19 protein-coding genes and 1 riboswitch are annotated in these 18,451 nt (G+C 69.6%); of the genes, 8 read left to right on the forward strand and 11 right to left on the reverse strand.

The window, feature by feature from the left end:
* Positions 1 to 74 precede the first annotated feature (74 nt).
* The 5 genes from ACFYRU_RS38015 to ACFYRU_RS38035 all read left to right on the forward strand — a co-directional run bounded on the left by ACFYRU_RS38015 (position 75) and on the right by ACFYRU_RS38035 (position 5,368).
* The gene (locus ACFYRU_RS38015; RefSeq protein WP_387668392.1) at positions 75 to 1,268 is read left to right on the forward strand and encodes an acyltransferase domain-containing protein; all 1,194 of its coding nucleotides are present in this window, start codon (positions 75 to 77) and stop codon (positions 1,266 to 1,268) included.
* Entirely contained in the window at positions 1,265 to 2,254 is a 990-nt protein-coding gene (locus ACFYRU_RS38020) for a beta-ketoacyl-ACP synthase III (protein ID WP_387668395.1), read from the forward strand. Before ACFYRU_RS38015 ends, ACFYRU_RS38020 begins: the two co-directional genes overlap by 4 nt.
* Positions 2,255 to 2,339: 85 nt before the next feature.
* The gene (locus ACFYRU_RS38025) at positions 2,340 to 2,588 is read left to right on the forward strand and encodes an acyl carrier protein (RefSeq protein ID WP_130380551.1); all 249 of its coding nucleotides are present in this window, start codon (positions 2,340 to 2,342) and stop codon (positions 2,586 to 2,588) included.
* Between the two features lie 114 nt (positions 2,589 to 2,702).
* Entirely contained in the window at positions 2,703 to 3,938 is a 1,236-nt protein-coding gene (gene fabF, locus ACFYRU_RS38030; protein WP_387668397.1) for a beta-ketoacyl-ACP synthase II, read from the forward strand.
* Between the two features lie 5 nt (positions 3,939 to 3,943).
* Positions 3,944 to 5,368, forward strand: coding sequence for a carboxyl transferase domain-containing protein (locus ACFYRU_RS38035; protein ID WP_387668399.1), 1,425 nt, complete (start codon positions 3,944 to 3,946; stop codon positions 5,366 to 5,368).
* 218 nt (positions 5,369 to 5,586) lie between these two features.
* Here ACFYRU_RS38035 and ACFYRU_RS38040 read toward each other — a convergent pair whose 3' ends face one another.
* The 5 genes from ACFYRU_RS38040 to ACFYRU_RS38060 form a co-directional block, all read right to left on the reverse strand.
* Positions 5,587 to 6,084 (reverse strand): DUF3145 domain-containing protein, encoded by a 498-nt coding sequence (locus ACFYRU_RS38040; RefSeq protein ID WP_325038753.1) that lies wholly within the window; start codon positions 6,082 to 6,084, stop codon positions 5,587 to 5,589.
* A 203-nt stretch (positions 6,085 to 6,287) separates the two neighbouring features.
* Positions 6,288 to 7,271: a hypothetical protein gene (locus tag ACFYRU_RS38045; RefSeq protein WP_387668402.1), complete on the reverse strand. Its 984-nt coding sequence runs from the start codon at positions 7,269 to 7,271 to the stop codon at positions 6,288 to 6,290.
* A 43-nt stretch (positions 7,272 to 7,314) separates the two neighbouring features.
* Complete coding sequence (locus tag ACFYRU_RS38050) at positions 7,315 to 8,268, reverse strand: VWA domain-containing protein (RefSeq protein ID WP_387668403.1); 954 nt, start codon at positions 8,266 to 8,268, stop codon at positions 7,315 to 7,317.
* Positions 8,268 to 9,230, reverse strand: coding sequence for a DUF58 domain-containing protein (locus ACFYRU_RS38055; protein ID WP_141862991.1), 963 nt, complete (start codon positions 9,228 to 9,230; stop codon positions 8,268 to 8,270). Before ACFYRU_RS38055 ends, ACFYRU_RS38050 begins: the two co-directional genes overlap by 1 nt.
* 29 nt (positions 9,231 to 9,259) lie before the next feature.
* On the reverse strand, positions 9,260 to 10,294 hold the full coding sequence (locus ACFYRU_RS38060; RefSeq protein ID WP_387668406.1) for an AAA family ATPase: 1,035 nt from the start codon (positions 10,292 to 10,294) through the stop codon (positions 9,260 to 9,262).
* A 171-nt stretch (positions 10,295 to 10,465) separates the two neighbouring features.
* Here ACFYRU_RS38060 and ACFYRU_RS38065 point away from each other — a divergent pair, with 171 nt between their 5' ends.
* Positions 10,466 to 11,317: a hypothetical protein gene (locus tag ACFYRU_RS38065; RefSeq protein ID WP_387668408.1), complete on the forward strand. Its 852-nt coding sequence runs from the start codon at positions 10,466 to 10,468 to the stop codon at positions 11,315 to 11,317.
* Here ACFYRU_RS38065 and ACFYRU_RS38070 read toward each other — a convergent pair.
* A complete protein-coding gene (locus ACFYRU_RS38070; protein ID WP_387668410.1) occupies positions 11,276 to 11,551 on the reverse strand; it encodes a hypothetical protein in 276 nt (91 codons plus the stop codon). The two genes, ACFYRU_RS38065 and ACFYRU_RS38070, sit on opposite strands and share 42 nt — an antisense overlap.
* 22 nt (positions 11,552 to 11,573) lie before the next feature.
* A riboswitch (guanidine-III (ykkC-III) riboswitch) is annotated at positions 11,574 to 11,634 on the reverse strand.
* A 3-nt stretch (positions 11,635 to 11,637) separates the two neighbouring features.
* Positions 11,638 to 12,429, reverse strand: a complete 792-nt coding sequence (locus ACFYRU_RS38075; RefSeq protein ID WP_387668413.1) for an aldo/keto reductase — start codon at positions 12,427 to 12,429, stop codon at positions 11,638 to 11,640.
* 188 nt (positions 12,430 to 12,617) lie between these two features.
* Here ACFYRU_RS38075 and ACFYRU_RS38080 point away from each other — a divergent pair, with 188 nt between their 5' ends.
* Positions 12,618 to 13,109, forward strand: a complete 492-nt coding sequence (locus tag ACFYRU_RS38080) for a GNAT family N-acetyltransferase (protein WP_387668415.1) — start codon at positions 12,618 to 12,620, stop codon at positions 13,107 to 13,109.
* A 37-nt stretch (positions 13,110 to 13,146) separates the two neighbouring features.
* Here the strand turns inward: ACFYRU_RS38080 and ACFYRU_RS38085 are convergent, their stop codons facing one another.
* The 4 genes from ACFYRU_RS38085 to ACFYRU_RS38100 all read right to left on the reverse strand — a co-directional run bounded on the left by ACFYRU_RS38085 (position 13,147) and on the right by ACFYRU_RS38100 (position 17,739).
* Entirely contained in the window at positions 13,147 to 14,721 is a 1,575-nt protein-coding gene (locus ACFYRU_RS38085) for an alpha/beta fold hydrolase (RefSeq protein WP_387668418.1), read from the reverse strand.
* Between the two features lie 57 nt (positions 14,722 to 14,778).
* Complete coding sequence (locus ACFYRU_RS38090; protein WP_387668420.1) at positions 14,779 to 15,708, reverse strand: oxidoreductase; 930 nt, start codon at positions 15,706 to 15,708, stop codon at positions 14,779 to 14,781.
* 38 nt (positions 15,709 to 15,746) lie between these two features.
* Positions 15,747 to 17,192 (reverse strand): M4 family metallopeptidase, encoded by a 1,446-nt coding sequence (locus ACFYRU_RS38095; protein WP_387668423.1) that lies wholly within the window; start codon positions 17,190 to 17,192, stop codon positions 15,747 to 15,749.
* A gap of 115 nt (positions 17,193 to 17,307) precedes the next feature.
* Entirely contained in the window at positions 17,308 to 17,739 is a 432-nt protein-coding gene (locus tag ACFYRU_RS38100) for an Lrp/AsnC family transcriptional regulator (protein WP_387668425.1), read from the reverse strand.
* A gap of 83 nt (positions 17,740 to 17,822) precedes the next feature.
* On the opposite strand from ACFYRU_RS38100, the gene ACFYRU_RS38105 reads away from it, so the two are divergent.
* Positions 17,823 to 18,356 (forward strand): RBBP9/YdeN family alpha/beta hydrolase, encoded by a 534-nt coding sequence (locus ACFYRU_RS38105; RefSeq protein ID WP_387668427.1) that lies wholly within the window; start codon positions 17,823 to 17,825, stop codon positions 18,354 to 18,356.
* Positions 18,357 to 18,451: the final 95 nt, after the last annotated feature.

The raw sequence follows: 18,451 nt of genomic DNA on the forward strand, positions 1-18,451 counted from the left end.
CCACAAATCCGCCCCGGTAGAATTCGTGCTCGCCGTGCGGCTCCGAGCGGGCCCGGCTGAGGGAGAGTGGTGTCGTGCTCGTCATCGTCGCGCCCGGTCAGGGTGCCCAGACTCCAGGATTCCTCGAGCCGTGGCTGGCGGACCCCGTCTTCGAGAGCCGGCTGAACTGGCTCTCCGCGGTCGCCGGTCTCGACCTCGCCCACTACGGCACCGAAGCCGACGCGGACACGATCCGGGACACCGCGATCGCGCAGCCGCTGCTGGTCGCGTCCAGCATGCTCGCCGCACTGGCGGTGTTCCCGCACCCTGGCGACGCGTTCGCCAAGGTCGGCGCGGTCGCCGGGCACAGCGTCGGTGAGCTCGCCGCCGCGGCCGGTACCGGCGTACTGACCGCCGAGCAGGCGATGGTCCTGGTCCGCGAGCGCGGCAAGGCGATGGCCGCCGCGGCCGCGCTGACCCCGACCTCGATGACCGCCGTCCTGGGCGGCGACCGGGACGAGATCCTGGCCAAGCTCGCCGAGCACGGCCTGACCCCCGCGAACGACAACGGCCCCGGCCAGATCGTTGCCGCCGGCACCGTCGACGAGCTGGCCGCGCTGGCCGCGGACCCGCCGGCGAAGGCGCGGCTGATCCCGCTCTCGGTGGCCGGTGCGTTCCACACCCGGCACATGGAGCCCGCGGTGCAGACGCTGGCGAAGTACGCGACCGCGATCAGCACCCACGACCCGCGCACCCGGCTGATCTCGAACCGCGACGGTCACGTCGTCCACGACGGCCGCGACGTCCTCCAGCGGCTGGTCACCCAGGTGAACGCGCCGGTCCGCTGGGACCTGTGCATACAGACCATGTCGGACCTCGAGGTGACCGGCATCCTGGAGCTGCCGCCGGCGGGCACGCTGACCGGGATCGCGCGGCGCGCGCTGAAGGGTGTCGAGACGTTCGCGCTGAAGACGCCGGACCAGCTCGACGACGCCCGCGCGTTCGTGGACAAGCACGGCAGCCCGTCCGAGATCGACGCCTCTCCCACCTGGCGCCTGCTGGTCGCCCCGATCAAGGGCACCTTCACCCGTTCCGAGCAGACCCGCCGCGAGTCCGGCGACGCCGTCGAGGCCGGTGAGGTCGTCGCGAAGGTGGCCAGCCTGCGCGACGAGGTCGAGGTCACCGCACCGCACGGCGGCATCGTGGTCGAGTGGCTCGCCGAGGAGGGCGACCCGGTCGCACCCGGCCAGCCACTGCTCCGCCTGCACCCCGCCGGGAGCGCCTCGTGATCACCGCGTCGACCGGAGCGCAGTACGCCGGGATCCTCGGGATCGGGTCGTACCGGCCGCGTCGCGTGGTACCTAACGCGGAGATCCTGGAGCAGATCGACTCCAGCGACGAGTGGATCCAGACCCGTTCCGGGATCAAGGAACGCCGCTGGGCCGACGACGACGAGACCGTCCTGATGATGTCGGTGAGCGCCGCCAAGGACGCGATCGCCGAGTCCGGCATCGACCCGGCGCAGATCGGCTGCGTGATCGTCGCGACCGTCACGCACCTGTACCAGACGCCCGCGATCGCGACCCGGATCGCGGTCGAGGTGGGCGCCCCGACAGCGGCCGCGTTCGACATCTCCGCGGCCTGCGCGGGCTTCTGCTACGGCGTCGCGATGGCGAACGACCTGGTCCGCGGCGGCAGCGCGAAGTACGTGCTCGCGATCGGCGTCGAGCGGCTCAGCGACATCACCGACCGGACCGACCGCAGTACGGCGTTCATCTTCGCCGACGGCGCCGGCGCCGCGATCGTCGGCCCCACGGACGAACCGGGGATCGGCCCGGTCGTGTGGGGGTCGGACGGTACGCAGCACCAGGTGATCAGCCAGAAGGAGTCCTGGCAGGAGGTGTTCGGGAGCTTCAACTGGCCGCACCTCACGATGGACGGCAACCCGGTGTTCCGCTGGGCGTCGTTCGAGATGGCCAAGACCGCGCAGCAGGCGCTGGATGTGGCCGGCGTCAAGGCCGAGCAGCTCGACCTGTTCGTACCGCACCAGGCGAACATGCGGATCACCGACGCGATGCGCCGGGCGCTCAAGCTGCCCGAACACGTCAAGGTCGCCCGCGACATCGAGCGGCAGGGCAACACGTCGGCCGCGTCGATCCCGCTCGCGATCACCGCGATGCGCGAGAACGGCGAGGCGCACAGCGGCGACCTCGCGTTGATCATCGGCTTCGGCGCGGGGCTTGTCTACGCCGCCCAGGTGATCAGGCTTCCGTAGTCCATAGTTGTCCGGAGCAGCTCAGGTGGCTGCACCGGCTGCACCAAGCAGCACAGCCAGCAGAAATCCGAAAGGGAACCAAGAGATGGCCAGCACCGAAGAGATCCGTTCCAGCCTCGCCGAGATCGTGAACGAGATCGCCGGCATCCCGGTCGAGGACGTCCAGCTGGACAAGTCCTTCACCGACGACCTCGACGTCGACTCGCTCTCCATGGTGGAGGTCGTGGTGGCCGCCGAGGAGAAGTTCGACGTGAAGATCCCCGACGACGAGGTCAAGAACCTGAAGACCGTCGGCGACGCGGTCGCGTTCATCGAGCGCGCCCAGAACGGCTGACCTCTGCGTCACCCGTGCTGGCCCGGGTGCTCATCGGCTCCGTTCCGGTGAGCACCAGCAGTACCCACCCCTCGCTCCCAACCGCACAACGTCCATGTGAAGGATGAGGTAACCATGTCGAAGACCCGAGTCGTCATCACTGGGCTCGGAGCCACGACCCCGCTCGGAGGCGACGTGGCCAGCTCCTGGGAAGGGCTGCTGGCCGGGCGTTCCGGCGCGCGGCGGCTGACCGACGAGTGGGTGCAGAACCTGGCGGTGCAGATCGCGGCACCGGCGGCGGTCGAGCCGACCGAGGTGATCGAGCGGGTCAAGGCCCGTCGCCTGGACCGGACCGCGCAGCTCGCCGTGGTCGCCGCCCGCGAGGCCTGGGCCGACTCCGGCCTGGCCGACTCCGGGCTCGACAAGGAGCGACTCGGTGTCGCGGTGGCCTCGGGCATCGGCGGCCTGCACACCACGCTGTCGAACTACGACGCTCTGCAGTCCAACCCGCGCCGGGTGTCGCCGCTGGCGATCCCGATGCTGATGCCGAACTCGTCGGCCGCCTACGTGAGCCTGGAGTTCGGCGCGCAGGCCGGCGTCCACACCCCGGTCTCGGCCTGCGCCTCCGGCAACGAGGCGATCTGGCTCGGCCTGGACCAGATCCGGCTCGGCCGCGCGGACGTGGTGATCGCCGGTGGCGCCGAGGGCGCGATCATGGCGCTGCCGTTGGCCGCGTTCGGGATGATGCAGGCGCTCAGCAAGCGCAACGACGACCCGGAGAAGGCGTCGCGCCCGTGGGACGTGGACCGGGACGGCTTCCTGCTCGGTGAGGGCGCCGGCATCCTGATCCTGGAGTCGTACGAGCACGCGAAGGCACGCGGCGCGAAGATCTACGCCGAGCTCGCCGGTGCGGGCATCTCCGCCGACGGCCACGACATCGCGCAGCCCGACCCGACCGGCTCGGGCGCCCGGCGGGCGATGCAGCGGGCGCTGTCCGAGGGCGACCTGACCCCGGCCGACATCTTCCACATCAACGCGCACGCCACCTCGACCCCGCAGGGCGACATCGCCGAGTCGATCGCGATCCGGCAGGCCCTCGGCAAGGACGCCGACCACGCGGTCGCGACCGCGCCGAAGTCGATGATCGGCCACCTGCTCGGCGGCGCCGGCGCGGTCGAGTCGATCGCCACCGTGCTGGCCCTGCACCACCGGGTCTCGCCGCCGACGATCAACGTCGACAAGCTCGACGACCAGATCGAGCTGGACGTCGCGACCGAGCAGCGCAAGCTGCCCGAGGGCGACATCGCGGCCCTGAACAACTCCTTCGGCTTCGGCGGCCACAACGCCGCCATCGCGTTCAAGTCGGTGTAGGCCCCATGACCGTCGCCCCGGCGAAACCCGTCAAGCTTCCTCGTGAGCAGGATCCGCGGAACCCGGTCACCCGGCTGACGAACCTGCTCGATCCGGGCAGCCTGGAGCTGATCACCCCCGACAACCTGTCGGGGATGGTCGCGGCGCGCGGGACGATCGCCGGGGCTCCCGTCGTCGCGTTCTGTTCGGACGCCACCGTGATGGGTGGCGCGATGGGCGACGAGGGCTGTGACGTCGTCGTCAGGGCGTACGAGGTCGCCCGCGCGGAGCAGGTGCCGATCATCGGAGTGTGGCACTCCGGCGGCGCCCGGCTGGCCGAGGGCGTCCTCAGCCTGCACGCGGTCGGCAAGATCTTCTACGCGATGACGCAGGCCTCCGGGAAGATCCCGCAGCTGTCCGTCGTACTCGGACCAGCGGCCGGCGGCGCGGCGTACGGACCGGCCCTCACCGACGTCGTGATCCTCGGCCCGGAGGGCAGGATCTTCGTCACCGGTCCGGACGTGGTCCGCTCGGTCACCGGCGAGGACGTCGACATGCTCCGCCTCGGCGGCCCCGAACCGCACGGCCGGCGCTCGGGCGTCGTCCACATCACCACCGACACCGAGGCGGCCGCGCTGGAGCAGGCCCGGCGGCTGACCGACCTGCTCGCGAACCAGGGCACGATCGCCACGGACATCCCCGACACCGACCTGTCCGGGTACCTGCCGGAGTCGGCGAAACGCGCGTACGACGTGCACCCGCTGGTCGGCGGCGTACTCGACGACGGCTCCGGAGTGGAGCTGCACCAGCGGTGGGCGCCGAACATCGTCACCGCCCTCGGCCGGCTCGGCGGCCGCACCGTCGGCGTGATCGCGAACAACCCGCTCCGGCTCGGCGGCTGCCTGGACGCGCTGTCCGCCGAGAAGGCGTCCCGGTTCGTCCGGATGTGCGACGCGTTCGGCGTTCCGCTCGTCGTACTGGTCGACGTACCTGGTTATCTGCCGGGCGTCGGTCAGGAGTGGGACGGCGTCGTACGGCGGGGTGCCAAGCTGCTGCACGCGTTCGCGGAGGCCGTCGTACCGCGGGTGACCCTGGTGACCCGGAAGACGTACGGCGGCGCATACATCGCGATGAACGCCCGGTCGCTCGGCGCCACCCGGGTGTTCGCCTGGCCGCGGGCCGAAGTCGCCGTGATGGGCGCGGTGGCCGCTGTCCGGGTACTGCACCGGCGCCGGCTCGCCGAGGTCGACCCGGAGCTCCGGCCGCAGGTCGAGGCCGAGCTCGCCGCCGAGCACGAGAAGATTGCCGGTGGCATCGACCGGGCCCGCGAGATCGGCGTCGTCGACGAGGTGGTCGAGCCGACCCGTACGCGTACGGCGCTCGCCACCGCGCTCGCGAAGGCCGAGGCGGACGGGCGCGTCCGCGGTGCCCACGGCAACATTCCCCTGTAGACAAGGCCTAGACAGCCTGAAGGGCGCGAACCCTGAGGTTCGCGCCCTTCACGTGGTGCGGCCGCTGTTTTTCACAACCACCGGGGGTGTCCCGACACCCGGTGGCCCAGCGGCCACGGCCCCTCCCACCCTTGTGGAATGTCTGATGCTCAGTCTCACCGAAAAGTTCGGGGAAAGCCGGCCGTTCACGGCTTTCTTCAGAAGTTCTCAGGAACCCCTTAGACGACCTGGTGCAGCCAGCGCACCGGAGCGCCGTCACCGGCGTACCGGAAGGGCTCGAGTTCGTCGTCCCACGGACGGCCGAGCAAACGCTCGACCTCCTCGGTCAGGTCGGCCTCCCCGGCGGCAGCCTTCAGCATCGCGGCCTTCAGCCGCTCCTCCGGGACCATGATGTCGCCGTGCACGCCGGTGGTCGCGTGGAAGATGCCGAGTTCGGGCGTGAACGAGTACCGCTCGCCCTCGGCGCCGTTGCTCGGCTCCTCGGTGACCTCGAACCGCAGCTTCTGCCAACCGCGCAGCGCGGACGCCAGCTTGGCCGCGGTGCCGGCCTCGGCCTGCCAGGACAGCTCGGCCCGGTACGTGCCCTGGGCCGCTGGTTGCGGCGTCCAATCCAGTTTCACGGGCACGCCAAGGATGCCGCCCGCGGCCCACTCGACATGCGGGCACAACGCTGACGGCACCGTGTGGACGTACAGAACGCCACGAGTCGTCGCCACCGGGACCTCCTGTGCTCGAGGGGCGCCTTCCCCAGCGTTCTCGAAGCAACTCGTCGATCGTCGGTGCTTGGGTATCAAGTCTCTCAGTGCTGGATTTCTTGGGCATCACAACATGACCCGCGAAACTCTGGACCATCTTGCACCACCACCCCCGTGAACACCAGTAACCTCGCCGTGTCAACCACATCACCGTCGTGTCGCGATCAGCTGGGCAGTAGACCCGCCGCGAAGGTCCGGCGCGCCTCGTCGACCCACCAGCCGAGGTCGGCCCGCTCGCGGGTCCGGATCACCGGGTCCTCGTGCTCGGCGGCGTCCAGGGCCTTGTTCCAGCCCAGCCAGACCAGGCCCGCGAGCAGAGCCAGGCGCAGTGCCGGCTCGTCGCGCCCGGCCGGGACGAGCTCACGGAAGTCCTCGATCAGTTCCTCGCGGGTCGCGTCGACCACGGACGCGCAGCCGGCCAGGAACCTGGCCAGGTCCAGCGCGGCCGGCGCCGCGGCCGGCATGCCCCAGTCGAGCAACGTCACGCCCTCCTTCTCGAATGCCAGGTTCACCGTCGCGAGGTCACCGTGCACCAGCGTGCACGGTCTGGCCAGCAACGCGTCCCCCAGAGGTGCCGGCCGGTCGAGCAGTCGCAGGACGGGTTCGGCGACGTCGTTCGGTACCAGGGTGGGGAACAGTTCCCACCCGCGCAGTACGAGTTCCGGCAGCGGGTTCTCGCCACCGACGTACGGACGAACGCGATCCGGCGTGAACAACCCGACCAACGCCGGCAGCGGGGTCAGGTTGGCCGGGACGCGGCCCAGGAATCCGTCGTACATCGAGCCGACCGAGCCGAACAGCGTCCGGCACTGCTCGCGGCTCAGGCGGTCCTCCCAGGTGAGCACGCCGTCGCCCAGGTCGCGCATCACCACGACCGTGACGTCACCTTCCTGCCAGCCGTCGACGATCGCGTGCCCGACCGACGGCGGAAGCAGGTCGAGTACGCCACTCGACCACATCAGGTACTCGCGCCCGAACGAGTCGCCGGTCAGCGCCATCAGCAGATCGGTCCCGGGCGAGGACCGCTTCACGACGACGCGCCGGCCGTCCGCGAGAACCAGCCGCTCGAGCGTCGCGCCCGACTTCCCCACGTGCCCGGACATCGTCGTCCGCTCGACCGCGGTGTCCAGGTAGTCGCGATGTTCCACCTGTCCAGCGTCCGCCCGAACGGCCGGCGCCGCCAGATCCCTGTTACGGGAAGCGGGTGGCCAGGGCGATGCAGGCGCCGGCGGCGGCCAGGGTCAGGAGCATCGCGATCCCGGCGAAGCGCGCGGTGATCTCCTTGTCGACCTTGTCGTAGCCGACCGAGGAGCCGATGTTCTTGTACACGTCCTTCAGCTCGCCCGCGGACTCGGCGGTGTACGCCTCGCCGCCGCTGATCTCGGCGATGCTGCGCAGCTCGGTGCGGTCCGGTGGGACGCGCTGCCGGATCCCGTCCATCTCGATGAAGCCGGAGTCCGTACCGAAGCAGATCGTGTAGATCGGCGTGTTCTTCGCCTTCGCCGCCTGCGCGCCTTCCTGCGCGGTGCGGCCGACGGTCCGCTTGCCGTCGGACAGCATCACGATCCGCGCCGGAGCCGGGTCGTTCGGGTGCGCCGGGTCGGCGGGGACCTGGGTGAGCGCCTGCAGCGAGGTGAAGATGCCCTCACCGGTCGCGGTCGACTCGGCCAGTTCCAGCCCGTCGATCGACCGGTCGACGGTGGCCCGGTCGGTGGTCGGCGGCACGATGATGGAGGCCGTACCGGCGAAGTTGACCAGCGCGACGTTGAACTTGGCCGGCAGCGAGTTCACGAACTCCTTGGCCGACTCCTTCGCCGCCTCCAGCCGGTTCGGCTCGATGTCGGTGGCCATCATCGACAGCGACACGTCGATCGCGACCACGATCGTGGCCCGCTCGCGCGGCACCTTCACCTGGTCCTTCGGCTGCGCGAACGCCACGATGCAGGACAGCGCGGCCAGCAGCGCCAGCCCGACGGCGAGGTGCCGCCGCCACTGCGGGCGGCGCGGCGCGACCCGGTCCAGCAGCGCGATGTTGGTGAAGCGCAGCGCGTACTGCGAGCGGCGGTGCTGCAGGAAGATGTACCCCGCGACGATCAGCGGGATGAGCAGCAGGAACCACAACCGCCCGGGCGACAGGAACTGCATCAGCGAGCCACTCCCTTCGGCGGTTGGTGCAAGCGGGGCGCGACCCGCCGGTAGGCGAGCACGAACCGTACGGTGTCGGCGACCCAGTCCCGGTCGGTCCGCAGTACCAGATGTCCCGCACCTACCCTACGCAGGGCGGCCCGGGTTCGTTCCCGCTGCGCCAGCGCGGCCACCGCGAACGCGTCCCGGACCTTGCGTCGCCGGGTGTCGATCTCGCGGACCTCGCCGGTCTCGGGATCACCGATCGTGACCACGCCGATGTTCGGCAGCTCGAGCTCGCGCGGGTCGACGATCTCGACCGCGAGCACCTGGTGCTGGGCGGTCAGCTTGCGCATCGCGCGCTCCCAGGACGGCTCGATCTGGCTGGCCACCTCGCCGTCCTGCGGGGTGAGGAAGTCCGACACGATGACCCGCAGACCACGCTTGCGCTGCGTCCGCGCCATCGACTCCAGCGCGGCCGCCAGATCGCTGCGGTGCGCCTCCTGGTCGCCCTCGAACTGCTCGGCCAGCAGGGCACGGAGCAGCCCGTACAGCGCGAGCCGGCCGGAGCGGGCCGGCCAGCGGCGCAGCGCCGAGTCGCGGAGCATCAGCCCGCCGAACCGGTCGCCGAGCCGGTGGGTCAGGAACCCGACGGTGGCGACGGCAGCGACGGCGAGTTCGCGCTTCTCCAGGTTCGACGTACCGAAGTCCATCGAGGCGGACAGGTCGACCAGCGCCCAGGTCTCCAGCTCGCGGTCCGCGATCAGGTCGCGGACGTGCGGGATCGTGGTCCGCGCGGTGACCGCCCAGTCCATCCGGCGGACGTCGTCGCCGACCTGGTACTCGCGGGCCTCGGCCAGCTCCGTACCAGGACCGGGCAGCAGCCCGAGGTGCTCGCCGTGCAGGTAGCCCTCCAGCCGCCGTACGACGGTCAGCTCCAGCCGCCGCAACGCACGCTCGGGAGCGAGCTGCGAGATCGTCATCGCAGCTCGTGGGTCGGGTCGGTTCGGCACTACACGAACTCCGGGCGGCCGGTGCCGTCGGCGCCGTCGCGCCAGACCGGCTGCGGCGGCGGGACGGTGGCCAGGATCCGCTCGATCACGGCGCGCGGGTCGATGTTGTCGGCGACCGCGTCGAAGGTCAGGCCGAGCCGGTGGCCCATCACGTCCAGCGCGACGGTCTGGATGTCGCTCGGCAGCAGGTAGTCGCGGCCGTGGATCAGCGCCAGCGCCCGGCCGGCCGCGATCAGGCCGAGGGTGGCCCGCGGGCTGACGCCGAGCTCGATGATCGGCTCCAGGTCGGGCAGGTGGAAGTCGGTCGGGGTCCGGGTCGCCATCACCAGGCGGACGGCGTACTCCGCGACCAGGTTGTGGACGAACACCTGTTCCGCGGACCGCTGCAGCTCCAGGATCGTCTCCGGCTTCAGCACCTGCCGCGGCTCCGGCGGGTCGACGCTCATCCGGCGGAGGATCTCGAACTCCTCGTGGCCGCGCGGATGGGGTACGTCGATCTTCACCAGGAACCGGTCGCGCTGGGCCTCGGGCAGCGGGTAGACGCCCTCGGACTCGATCGGGTTCTGGGTGGCGATCACGATGAACGGCTTCGGCATCGGGAAGGTCTGGCCGCCGATCGACACCTGCCGCTCGGCCATCAGCTCCAGCATCGCGGACTGCACCTTGGCCGGCGCCCGGTTGACCTCGTCGGCGAGCACGAAGTTCACGAACGTCGGGCCGAGCTCGATGTCGAACGCCTCGCGGGTCTGCCGGTAGATCCGGGTGCCGACGATGTCGGACGGAACCAGGTCCGGGGTGAACTGGATCCGGGCGAACGAACCGCCGACGACACTGGCGAACGTCCGGACCGCGAGCGTCTTCGCGACGCCCGGAACACCCTCGAGCAGGCAGTGACCCTTGGCCAGCAACGACACCATCAGCGTCTCGACCATGTGCTCCTGGCCGACGATCACCCGCTTGACCTCGCCGACGGCCTCGCCGATCAGCCGGGACTGCTGGGCCACCGTTCCCGCCGGCACCGTGGTTTCGGTCATGCCTGTCCTTCCGGGGCCCGCGCGCGAGCCTTGTCAATCCCCACTTGCAACATCCGGTATTCCATCAGATCACCGGGGCCAGCGCCCGCGGAGCCCCGTCCCATCCTCCCCCCGTGGTCCAAATCGGTGCTGTCGCGACAGTGCTACCAGCGATGTGGTGGGATTGGGGTGATGACTGCGACCGAATCCCAGACCGAGGTGCAGCCGGCCGCCGAGCCGGCGCCGCCGCCTGCGCTGGAGATTCCGGTCGCGCTGCCGCTGCAGCCGGAGGACCCGCCGCGGGTCGGCGAGTTCTGGCTGCGTGGCCGGCTCGGCGCGAACGCGGCCGGTTTCCTGTACGAGGCCAGTACCAACGACGGCCGGGACGCGATCGTCGCGATGATGACCGAGGGCTCGGCCGACGACGCCGCGGCCCGGGAACGGTTCGTGAACGCGGTCGACGAGCTGCCCGAGACCGCCGTACTGGCGCACAACGACGCCGACGACGACGATCTGGCGCTCTGGGCCGCGCTCGGGCCGATCCGCGCCGACGACGGGTCCAGCGCGGCGTCCGACGAGCGGCTGATCGCCGAACGCCGCGGCGAGGAGATCCTGTCCGCGGTGCTGATGGACCGGATCCCGCAGCCCGGGAAGCTCCGCGGCCCGGACTTCCGGCACTACTGGGAGAACCGCCGGCGTCCCGGCCTGTTCCGGATCTGGCCGCTCCCGTGGCCGAACGCGCTGCGCCCCGCGTCCCGCTGGGCGCTGGCGCTCGCGTTGCTCACGATGGCCCTGATCATGGCGCTCGCGGTGTTCCTGGCGTGGCTGCTGTTCCGGAACGCGCCGCCACTGGAGCCGCCGCCGGTCGTACCGACGCCGACCAACACCGCGACCGTGACGATCACGCCGACCACCCCGCCGCCCGCGACCGGTACGCCGAGCGGCAGCCCGACGGCGTCGGTGACGCCGACGACGGGGATCCCGACGACGGCGCCGACCGAGTCACCGGGCGGTACGGCCACCGACCCCGGGTCGAAGTTCTGACCGCTGCCGCAGGCTGATCAGACCGATCAGGCTGATCATCGCCCAGCTGCCTTCGAGGAGCAGGAAGCCCCAGGACAGCTGGACGCCGGCGATTGTTGCCAGCACACCCGATCCGAGCAGGTTCAGCAGCTGGTAGGTCGCCGTGCGCTGCCGCAGGCGGCCGGCCTGGGCCGCCGCGAACGCGACCAGAACGGTGAGCGCACCAACGATTTCGAGGACATCGAGCGCATGCATTGGACGGCCCCTCCACGAGGGCTCGGCGTCGTCTTGTCGGTCCGGGTACGACACCGCTCGTCCGGGGAGTTGCTGACTCCTGCTTCCTACGATAGCAAGCGGCTCAGCTCCGGATCCTTCCACAGCCGCTCGGGTACGGGCTGGCGGACGAGCACGGCGTCGGCGCGGATCTCGGCCGGTGAACTCGCCGTGATCAGTACGGACGTGACGGCGTGGTGCCTGCTCGGAAACGCGAGCGCGGCCTGCGGCAGCGAGACGCCGTACCGCTCGCAGACGGCCGAGATCCGGCGGGCCTGGACGGTCTCCGGTTGCAGTACCAGGGCACCGGCCACGATGACTGAGACGCCGCGGGCGAGGCAACGATCGAGCAGCGGCTTGGCCTGCTGGTCGAGCAGCGAGTAGTGACCGGTGAGGAGTACGCAGTCCAGCTCGACGTCGCGGACCACGTGGTCGAGCTGCTGCCAGTCGTCGGCTACCGCGCCGACGGCCTTGATCATGCCGTCGCGTTTGAGTTGCTGGAGGGCGTGGGTCTCCGTGAGGTTCTCCGTGAGGTTCTCCGCGAGCACCACGTCCACCGCCAGGCCCAGCCGCTCGCTGCTTGTCCGGACCTCGGCCTCCGGGTCGTCGCCGAGGATTCTGGTCGACAGGAGGTACTCGCCGCGCGGCCGCCGCTGCAGCGCCGTACCGAGTCGCACCTCGGAGTCGCCGTACGCCGCGGACGTGTCGAAGAACCGGATGCCGGCCTGGTACGCCGCGTCGACGGTCGCGATCGCCGTCTGCTCGTCGGTCGCACCGAGATGCGAGCCTCCGAGCCCGAACCGCGGCGGCCGGAAGCGGACCGTCGAGCGCGGCGCGAGTACCTGGCTGGGTGCGGCCATCGCACTCACCTCCGCTGGTCGGCTACCTCCAGGATCGTGGCTCGACGACTTCTTCGCATCTCGAACTAACACCCAATTCGTACAACCTTGCATGGCCCCGTGCGTTGACCGAGCGCTTTCAGCGCAGCGTCAGTTTCGATTCATCGCGCTCCCTACGATGGAGAGGTCGTTACCGATAGGGAGTTCTGATGGACCTGCGGGCGTTCGAGAGTGAGTTCACGAAGCTGGTTGCCGGTTGGGCGAGCTCGGCGCAGGAAGTCGGCCTCTTGTCAGGCCGCGACGATTTCCCGTTCCCGGCCGATCTGTTGACGAATTGGCGGACGATCGCCGACGACATCAAGTCCTACTTGTTCTTCCAGGGTCCGACGCCGGTTGCCTACGGTGAATTGTGGCTCGACGACGAAGAGGACGAAGTCGAACTGGCACGAATCATCGTCGCCCCGGAAGCCCGCCGCAGAGGACTCGGAACCGCGTTCGTCCGTGCGCTACTGATGCCCGCACTCGACGCCGGCTATTCCAACGTCTTCCTGCGAGTACGCCCCGACAACGAACCGGCCATCCGCACCTACTTCCGAGTCGGTTTTCGACCCGTCGCCGAGGCCGTGGCAGCCGAGTGGAACGTACCTCAACCCGTCAACTACACCTGGCTCCACTACCCGATCAATCGCGCGGTGGCGTAAACCGTGGGATCACGAAGGACGGCTCAGCGCGGAACCGTCACGCTGCCATCGGGACGCTGATCGTCGACGGGTCGTTGGTGGGTGAGCTGAACGTCACCGTCGAGCCGATCACGCTGCGGCCGAGGTAGCGCGGATCGACCGTGTCCACGACGAGTACGAGGTGATGCCCGGCCGGCACCTCCCAGCTCGTCGCCTCCAGTTGTACGTCGACCGCGACCGCCTGCCCGGGGGTCGCCCCGAGCAGCGTGTACGGCTTGTGCGACATCAGCGAGCCGACGCCGAGCGCGTCGACGTCGTACAGGTACGCGAACAACGAGGTGGATGCCGCCGACGGCCGTACGGTGACGTGCAGCTCGGGCGCGCCGTTCACGACCGCTGCCCGGTCGAACGCCGGACCGGACCACACCCCCGCGAACGACCGGTCGACGAGCGGCGTCGCGACACCTGTGGGGATTGTCAACAATCCTTGCAACGCACCGGAAACGAGCGCGACCCCGCTGTCCGCGACCGTCGGTACGCCGGCGCCGATCACGCGGCTCCAACCGGTCGACGCCGCATCCTGCAGCGCCCCCGCCTTGGTGAGGTACGACGTCCGCGCCTGGCCGACCGCGGCCCAGTCGGCGTACCCGCGCCAGGTCCCCCGCTGCGACTTGAGCTGCACAGGTGCTTCCCGGTCCGCACCGTTGTCCGCACGCGTCAGGTAGTGCCGCAGCCAGCCGGCGAGCTCGTCCCAGGTCTCGTTGGGCAGGCCGACCGCTCCGCTCGCCTCCGGTGTGGCGTGGTCGCCGTGCGCGAGCAACAGCCGCTTCGGACCGGTCAACCTGGTGAAGAAGTCCGTGTACTGCGAAGGCGGGAAGATCGAGTCCTCGAACGCGTTCGCCAGGAAGACTGCCGGATTGTTCGCATTCAGATTGTCGACAATCGTCGCGACCGAGCGTACCGGCGAGAGCTGCTTGGCCTCCGCGATCGCGCCGTCGAAGTCACCGGTGACGAACTTCGACTGCAGCGACGCCATCTCCGACCCGGGCCGGCCGGTAACGTTGCCCAGGGCAAGCAGACCGGCGACGGCCTGCAGCGACACGGTGTCGTTCGGGTCCAGCGACCGGATCAGGTCGGCCCAGCCGCTCAGTGCGCCGACCGCCTTGATCCGCGGGTCCTTCGCGGCCGCGAGCAGCGAGGTGCCGGCGCCGTACGAGATCCCGACGGCCGCGACCCGGCTCGTGTCCGCGAGCGTGTGCTGACCGGCCCAGTCGATCACCTTGCTGACGTCGGCCACGGTCGGCGGCCCGGCGATGTCGATCCCGCCGCCGGTGTCCCAGAAGCCGCGGCTCGAGTACGAGATGACCTGGAACCCGGCGGTTGCCAGCTTCGCGCCCTGGCCGACGTACTCGGCGTTCGGCACGCCCCAGCTCGACGGCATCACCACGAGCGGGAACGGGCCGTCGCCCTGCCCGGTCGGCGTCAGTACGACCGCGCCGATGCTGATCCCGTCGGCGCCGGGGATCCGCTCGTACGCCGTACTGAAGCCAGCTGAGGTCTCGCTGGCGTCGGCCCGTGGACCGATCGCGATGAGGGTCAGGGCGACTGCGAGAGCAGCGGCAAGTCTGCGCACGGGGACCTCCGGCTTCGGGAATTACCGGAGGGTAACCACAAAGTTGCCACTGTGTCACTACCTCGGCACGGTGAGTACCGGATTCACTCCCGTCGCCTCGACCGACCACGCCCACAGCTGCTGCGCCAGCTCCGGATCCTGGGCGGTCCGGGTCGGCAGCACGATCCGCGGCGCACCGCGGTACTCGAGGAAGCCCGGCCCGACGAACGATCCCGGACGCAGATCGGCGTACGTCGCGGCGTACAGACTCGGCCACGCGCCGGCCGCGGCCGACTGCGCGACGAGCCGGGTCGCGGTGCTCATGAACCGCGCCTGGAACGCGTTCCCGGCGAGCTCGGGGCCGGCGGCCTGCAGGTGCGTCGACGCGTACCCGGGATGTGCGCCGGCGCTCAGCAGGTCGGCTCCGGCGGCGCGGGCGCGGCGGTCGAGTTCGAGCATGAAGAGGAGGTTCGCGAGCTTGGACTTCCCGTACGCCTCCCACTTCCGGTACGTACCGGCCGGGCGCCGCAGGTCGGCCTCGCTGATACCGCGGACGGTCCTGTGCATGAAGGAGCTGACCGTCACGACGCGGCTGCCGTTGAGCAGCAACGGAAACAGCCGGCCGGTCAACGCGAAATGCCCGAGGTGGTTGGTCCCGAGTTGCAGTTCGAACCCGTCGACGGTCTGCCGGTACGGCGGCGCCATCACGCCGGCGTTGTTGATCAGCAGGTCGAGCCGGTCGTACTTCGTACCGACTTCTTCCGCGGCCCGCTGCACGCTCGCCAGATCGGCCAGGTCCAGCTCGAGCACCGTCGGCGCGCGACCGCCGCGTCGGGTGAGCGTTTCCGCTACCTGGGCGGCCTTCCCGGGGTTGCGCGCGGCAACGATCACGTCGGCGCCGTGCCGGAGCAGCTCCAGCGCGGTCTCGTACCCGAGTCCGCTGGTGGCGCCCGTGACCAGCGCCCGTCGCCCCGTGAGGTCAGGAATGTCCGCCGTACTCCAGGTCATGCGCCCACCCTAGTGGTGGGCGCATGGGCTGGTGTGGTTCAGAGGATCTTGCGGGCCTTGAACGCGTCGGTCACCGTCTGCGCGGCGGCCTTTCCGTACATCAGCCGGGCAGCCTGGACGGTGTCTTGCGCCGCACCGGCGAACGAGGTGTCCGGGTCGTAGAAGAACGTCGCCTCGAGGATCAGCTTGTCGGCCTTGGTCCGGCCGAGCGACTGCTGGATGTCCCAGAGCGCCCGCGACCAGATCTCGCCGTCGTCGTGGACCTCACCGTCGATGTCGTCGGTGGTCTTGGTCCCGTCCGTCCGGCGCAGGCAGTGCGGCTCGTCGGTCGTGTACGACGTCGCGTCCCAGTCCATCACGCACGGCAGGTTGAAGCCCTTGCTCACCGGTACCGAGTTCGTCACGGCCCAGTAGTCGCCGAAGCCCTCGCCGATCGCGCCGGCCTGCTCCGACTCGCCGAAGCCCGGCACCACGTCGTCCTGGATCGCGTGCCCGTACTCGTGCCAGATCACTTCGGCGTCCTCGGCGTCGTCGACCCCGCCCTCACCGGTGGTGATCATGTCCGTCGACGGATCGTAGAACGAGTTGTCGTCCGCGTACGTGTCGACGCTGAAGTCCTGGGATTCGTTGTTGACGTCGGTGAAGCCGAGCTTCTGGATGTACTCCTGCGTCTGGTTGATGTGGTAGTACACCATCACCTGCTCGAACTTGTCGTTCGCTCGTTGGTACACGAAGGTGTTGGTCTTGCTCTGGGCGATGCCGCCCTTGGCCTCCTTGATGTTGACGTAGGAGCCGTCGAGCTTCCCGGAGCCGTCCAGGTTGCGCAGGATCACGTTCTTCTGGGCGAGGAACAGCGCGTCCTGGTTCTTGTCGTTCATGTCGGTGAGCTTCTCGTTCTGCTCGCTCACCACCGGGTTCGGGTCGAACACCGAGCCGCGGCCGTCGATGTTGTCGCTGATCACCTTCGACTCGACGACGCTGCCGGTCTTCGCGTCCACCAGCGACCGGCTGACACCTTCGGTCGAGCGGCTGGTGACGTTCCAGACCAGGCGGGCGTTCGGTCCGCCGATCACCGCGAGTTGCGTGGCGCTGCTGGTCGCGGCGGGCTGCCGTACCAGGCTCTTGTTCGGGGCGGCGTCGCGCTGCGCGCGGGCGGTGACCGCCGCGTTCGCCGACTGGGCCGCGGAGGCCGGAGCCACCTTCGCACTGACGTCCAGGTTCGCCGGTACGGCGTCGCGCCCGTCGGCGATCTCGACGTTGCCGTTCTTGCCGACATGCTTCGCGTAGTACCCGTTGACCACGGGCAGGCCCTTGAAGGTCTGCTGGTACCAGTAGTGCTTGCCCAGCAACGACGTCTTGGTCTTGATCAACTTCAACCCGTTCGGGTTGGCTTGCGCACCCGCTGCGTTGGTCCCCGCCAACCCCAGCGAAACCGAGGCCAACCCAGCAGCAACAGCCACCAGCACCTTACGGCGTCTCGTCATACCCTTTCCCTCCCACGTCCGCGTTGCGTAACGCAACCACTACGGTCCGTCGAACCCTAGTTCCGCCCAGTACCCAGAGGGAAGCAAACCGTGACCACGACAAGGGAAAACCTTGTCAGCCGAGCGGGAGGGGTTTGGCCGGGTACTCCCGCAGCACCAAAGAGGTACTCACCGGCCCCAGCCGGCCGATGGTGTCGACCACCTGCTCGAGCCTTTGCGCGTCAGCCGTGTGGACGTCTAGGAGGAAGCAGTCCTCGCCGGTCAGCCGGTACGTGCTCACGACCTCGGGCAGCTTCTCGAACAGCTCGAGCGCCTCGACGATCCGGGCGTGCGACGTACGCAGCCGTACGACGGCGTGAATGTTCAGCCCGATCCGCGCCGGGTCGACCACCGCCCGGTACCCGGCAATCACCCCGGACCGCTCCAGCCGCTGGATCCGCGCCGACACCGCCGGCTGCGACAACCCCACCTTCCGGCCGATGTCGGCCCCACTCAACCGCCCGTCACACTGCAGGATCGCCAGGATCGCCCGGTCGATCGAATCCAATGACCCAGTCGTTGCCTCGCCCATCGACCTTCATTTCATCAGCAGCCGCCGCCGTCCGGCGATGACTCCACCATCATGACGCGATGACGTACATCATCATCCCCGGCCTCGACGGCTCCGACGAACACCACTGGCAGTCCCACTGGGAAACCACCCTCCCCGCCATCCGCATCCAGCCCACCTCCTGGACGACCCCCGACCTGACCGACTGGACCAACGCCATCACCCGAGCCGTCAACTCCGCCCCCACCCCCATCACCTTCATAACCCACAGCCTCGGCTGCCACGCCGCAGCCCACTGGCTGACCACCCACCCTTCGACTTCCGTCCGAGGCGCCTTCCTGGTAGCCCCACCCGACCCCACGGCCCCCACCTTCCCCACCCACCGCCTCCCAACCTTCGCCACCCCACCAACAGGCCCCCTAGGCATCCCCGCCACCCTGATAGCCAGCACCAACGACCCCTACTGCACCCTCCAAGCCGCCATCCACCTATCCAAAACCTGGCAAGCCCACCTGATCCCCCTCCCCGACCTAGGCCACATCAACACCCAATCCAAGCTCGGCCCCTGGCCCCAAGGCCACCAACTCCTAACCACCTTCGAGACCACCCTCTAAAGCACAACAGCCCGACCCCAAAGGGATCGAGCCGTCGCACCTCGCACCTACGACCGCCGGAGGCTCCTTGGTCGCCGTTCGATGAGCGTTCCTCC

Origin of the sequence: Kribbella sp. NPDC004536, assembly GCF_042873835.1 — a bacterium.
Lineage (GTDB): Bacteria > Actinomycetota > Actinomycetes > Propionibacteriales > Kribbellaceae > Kribbella.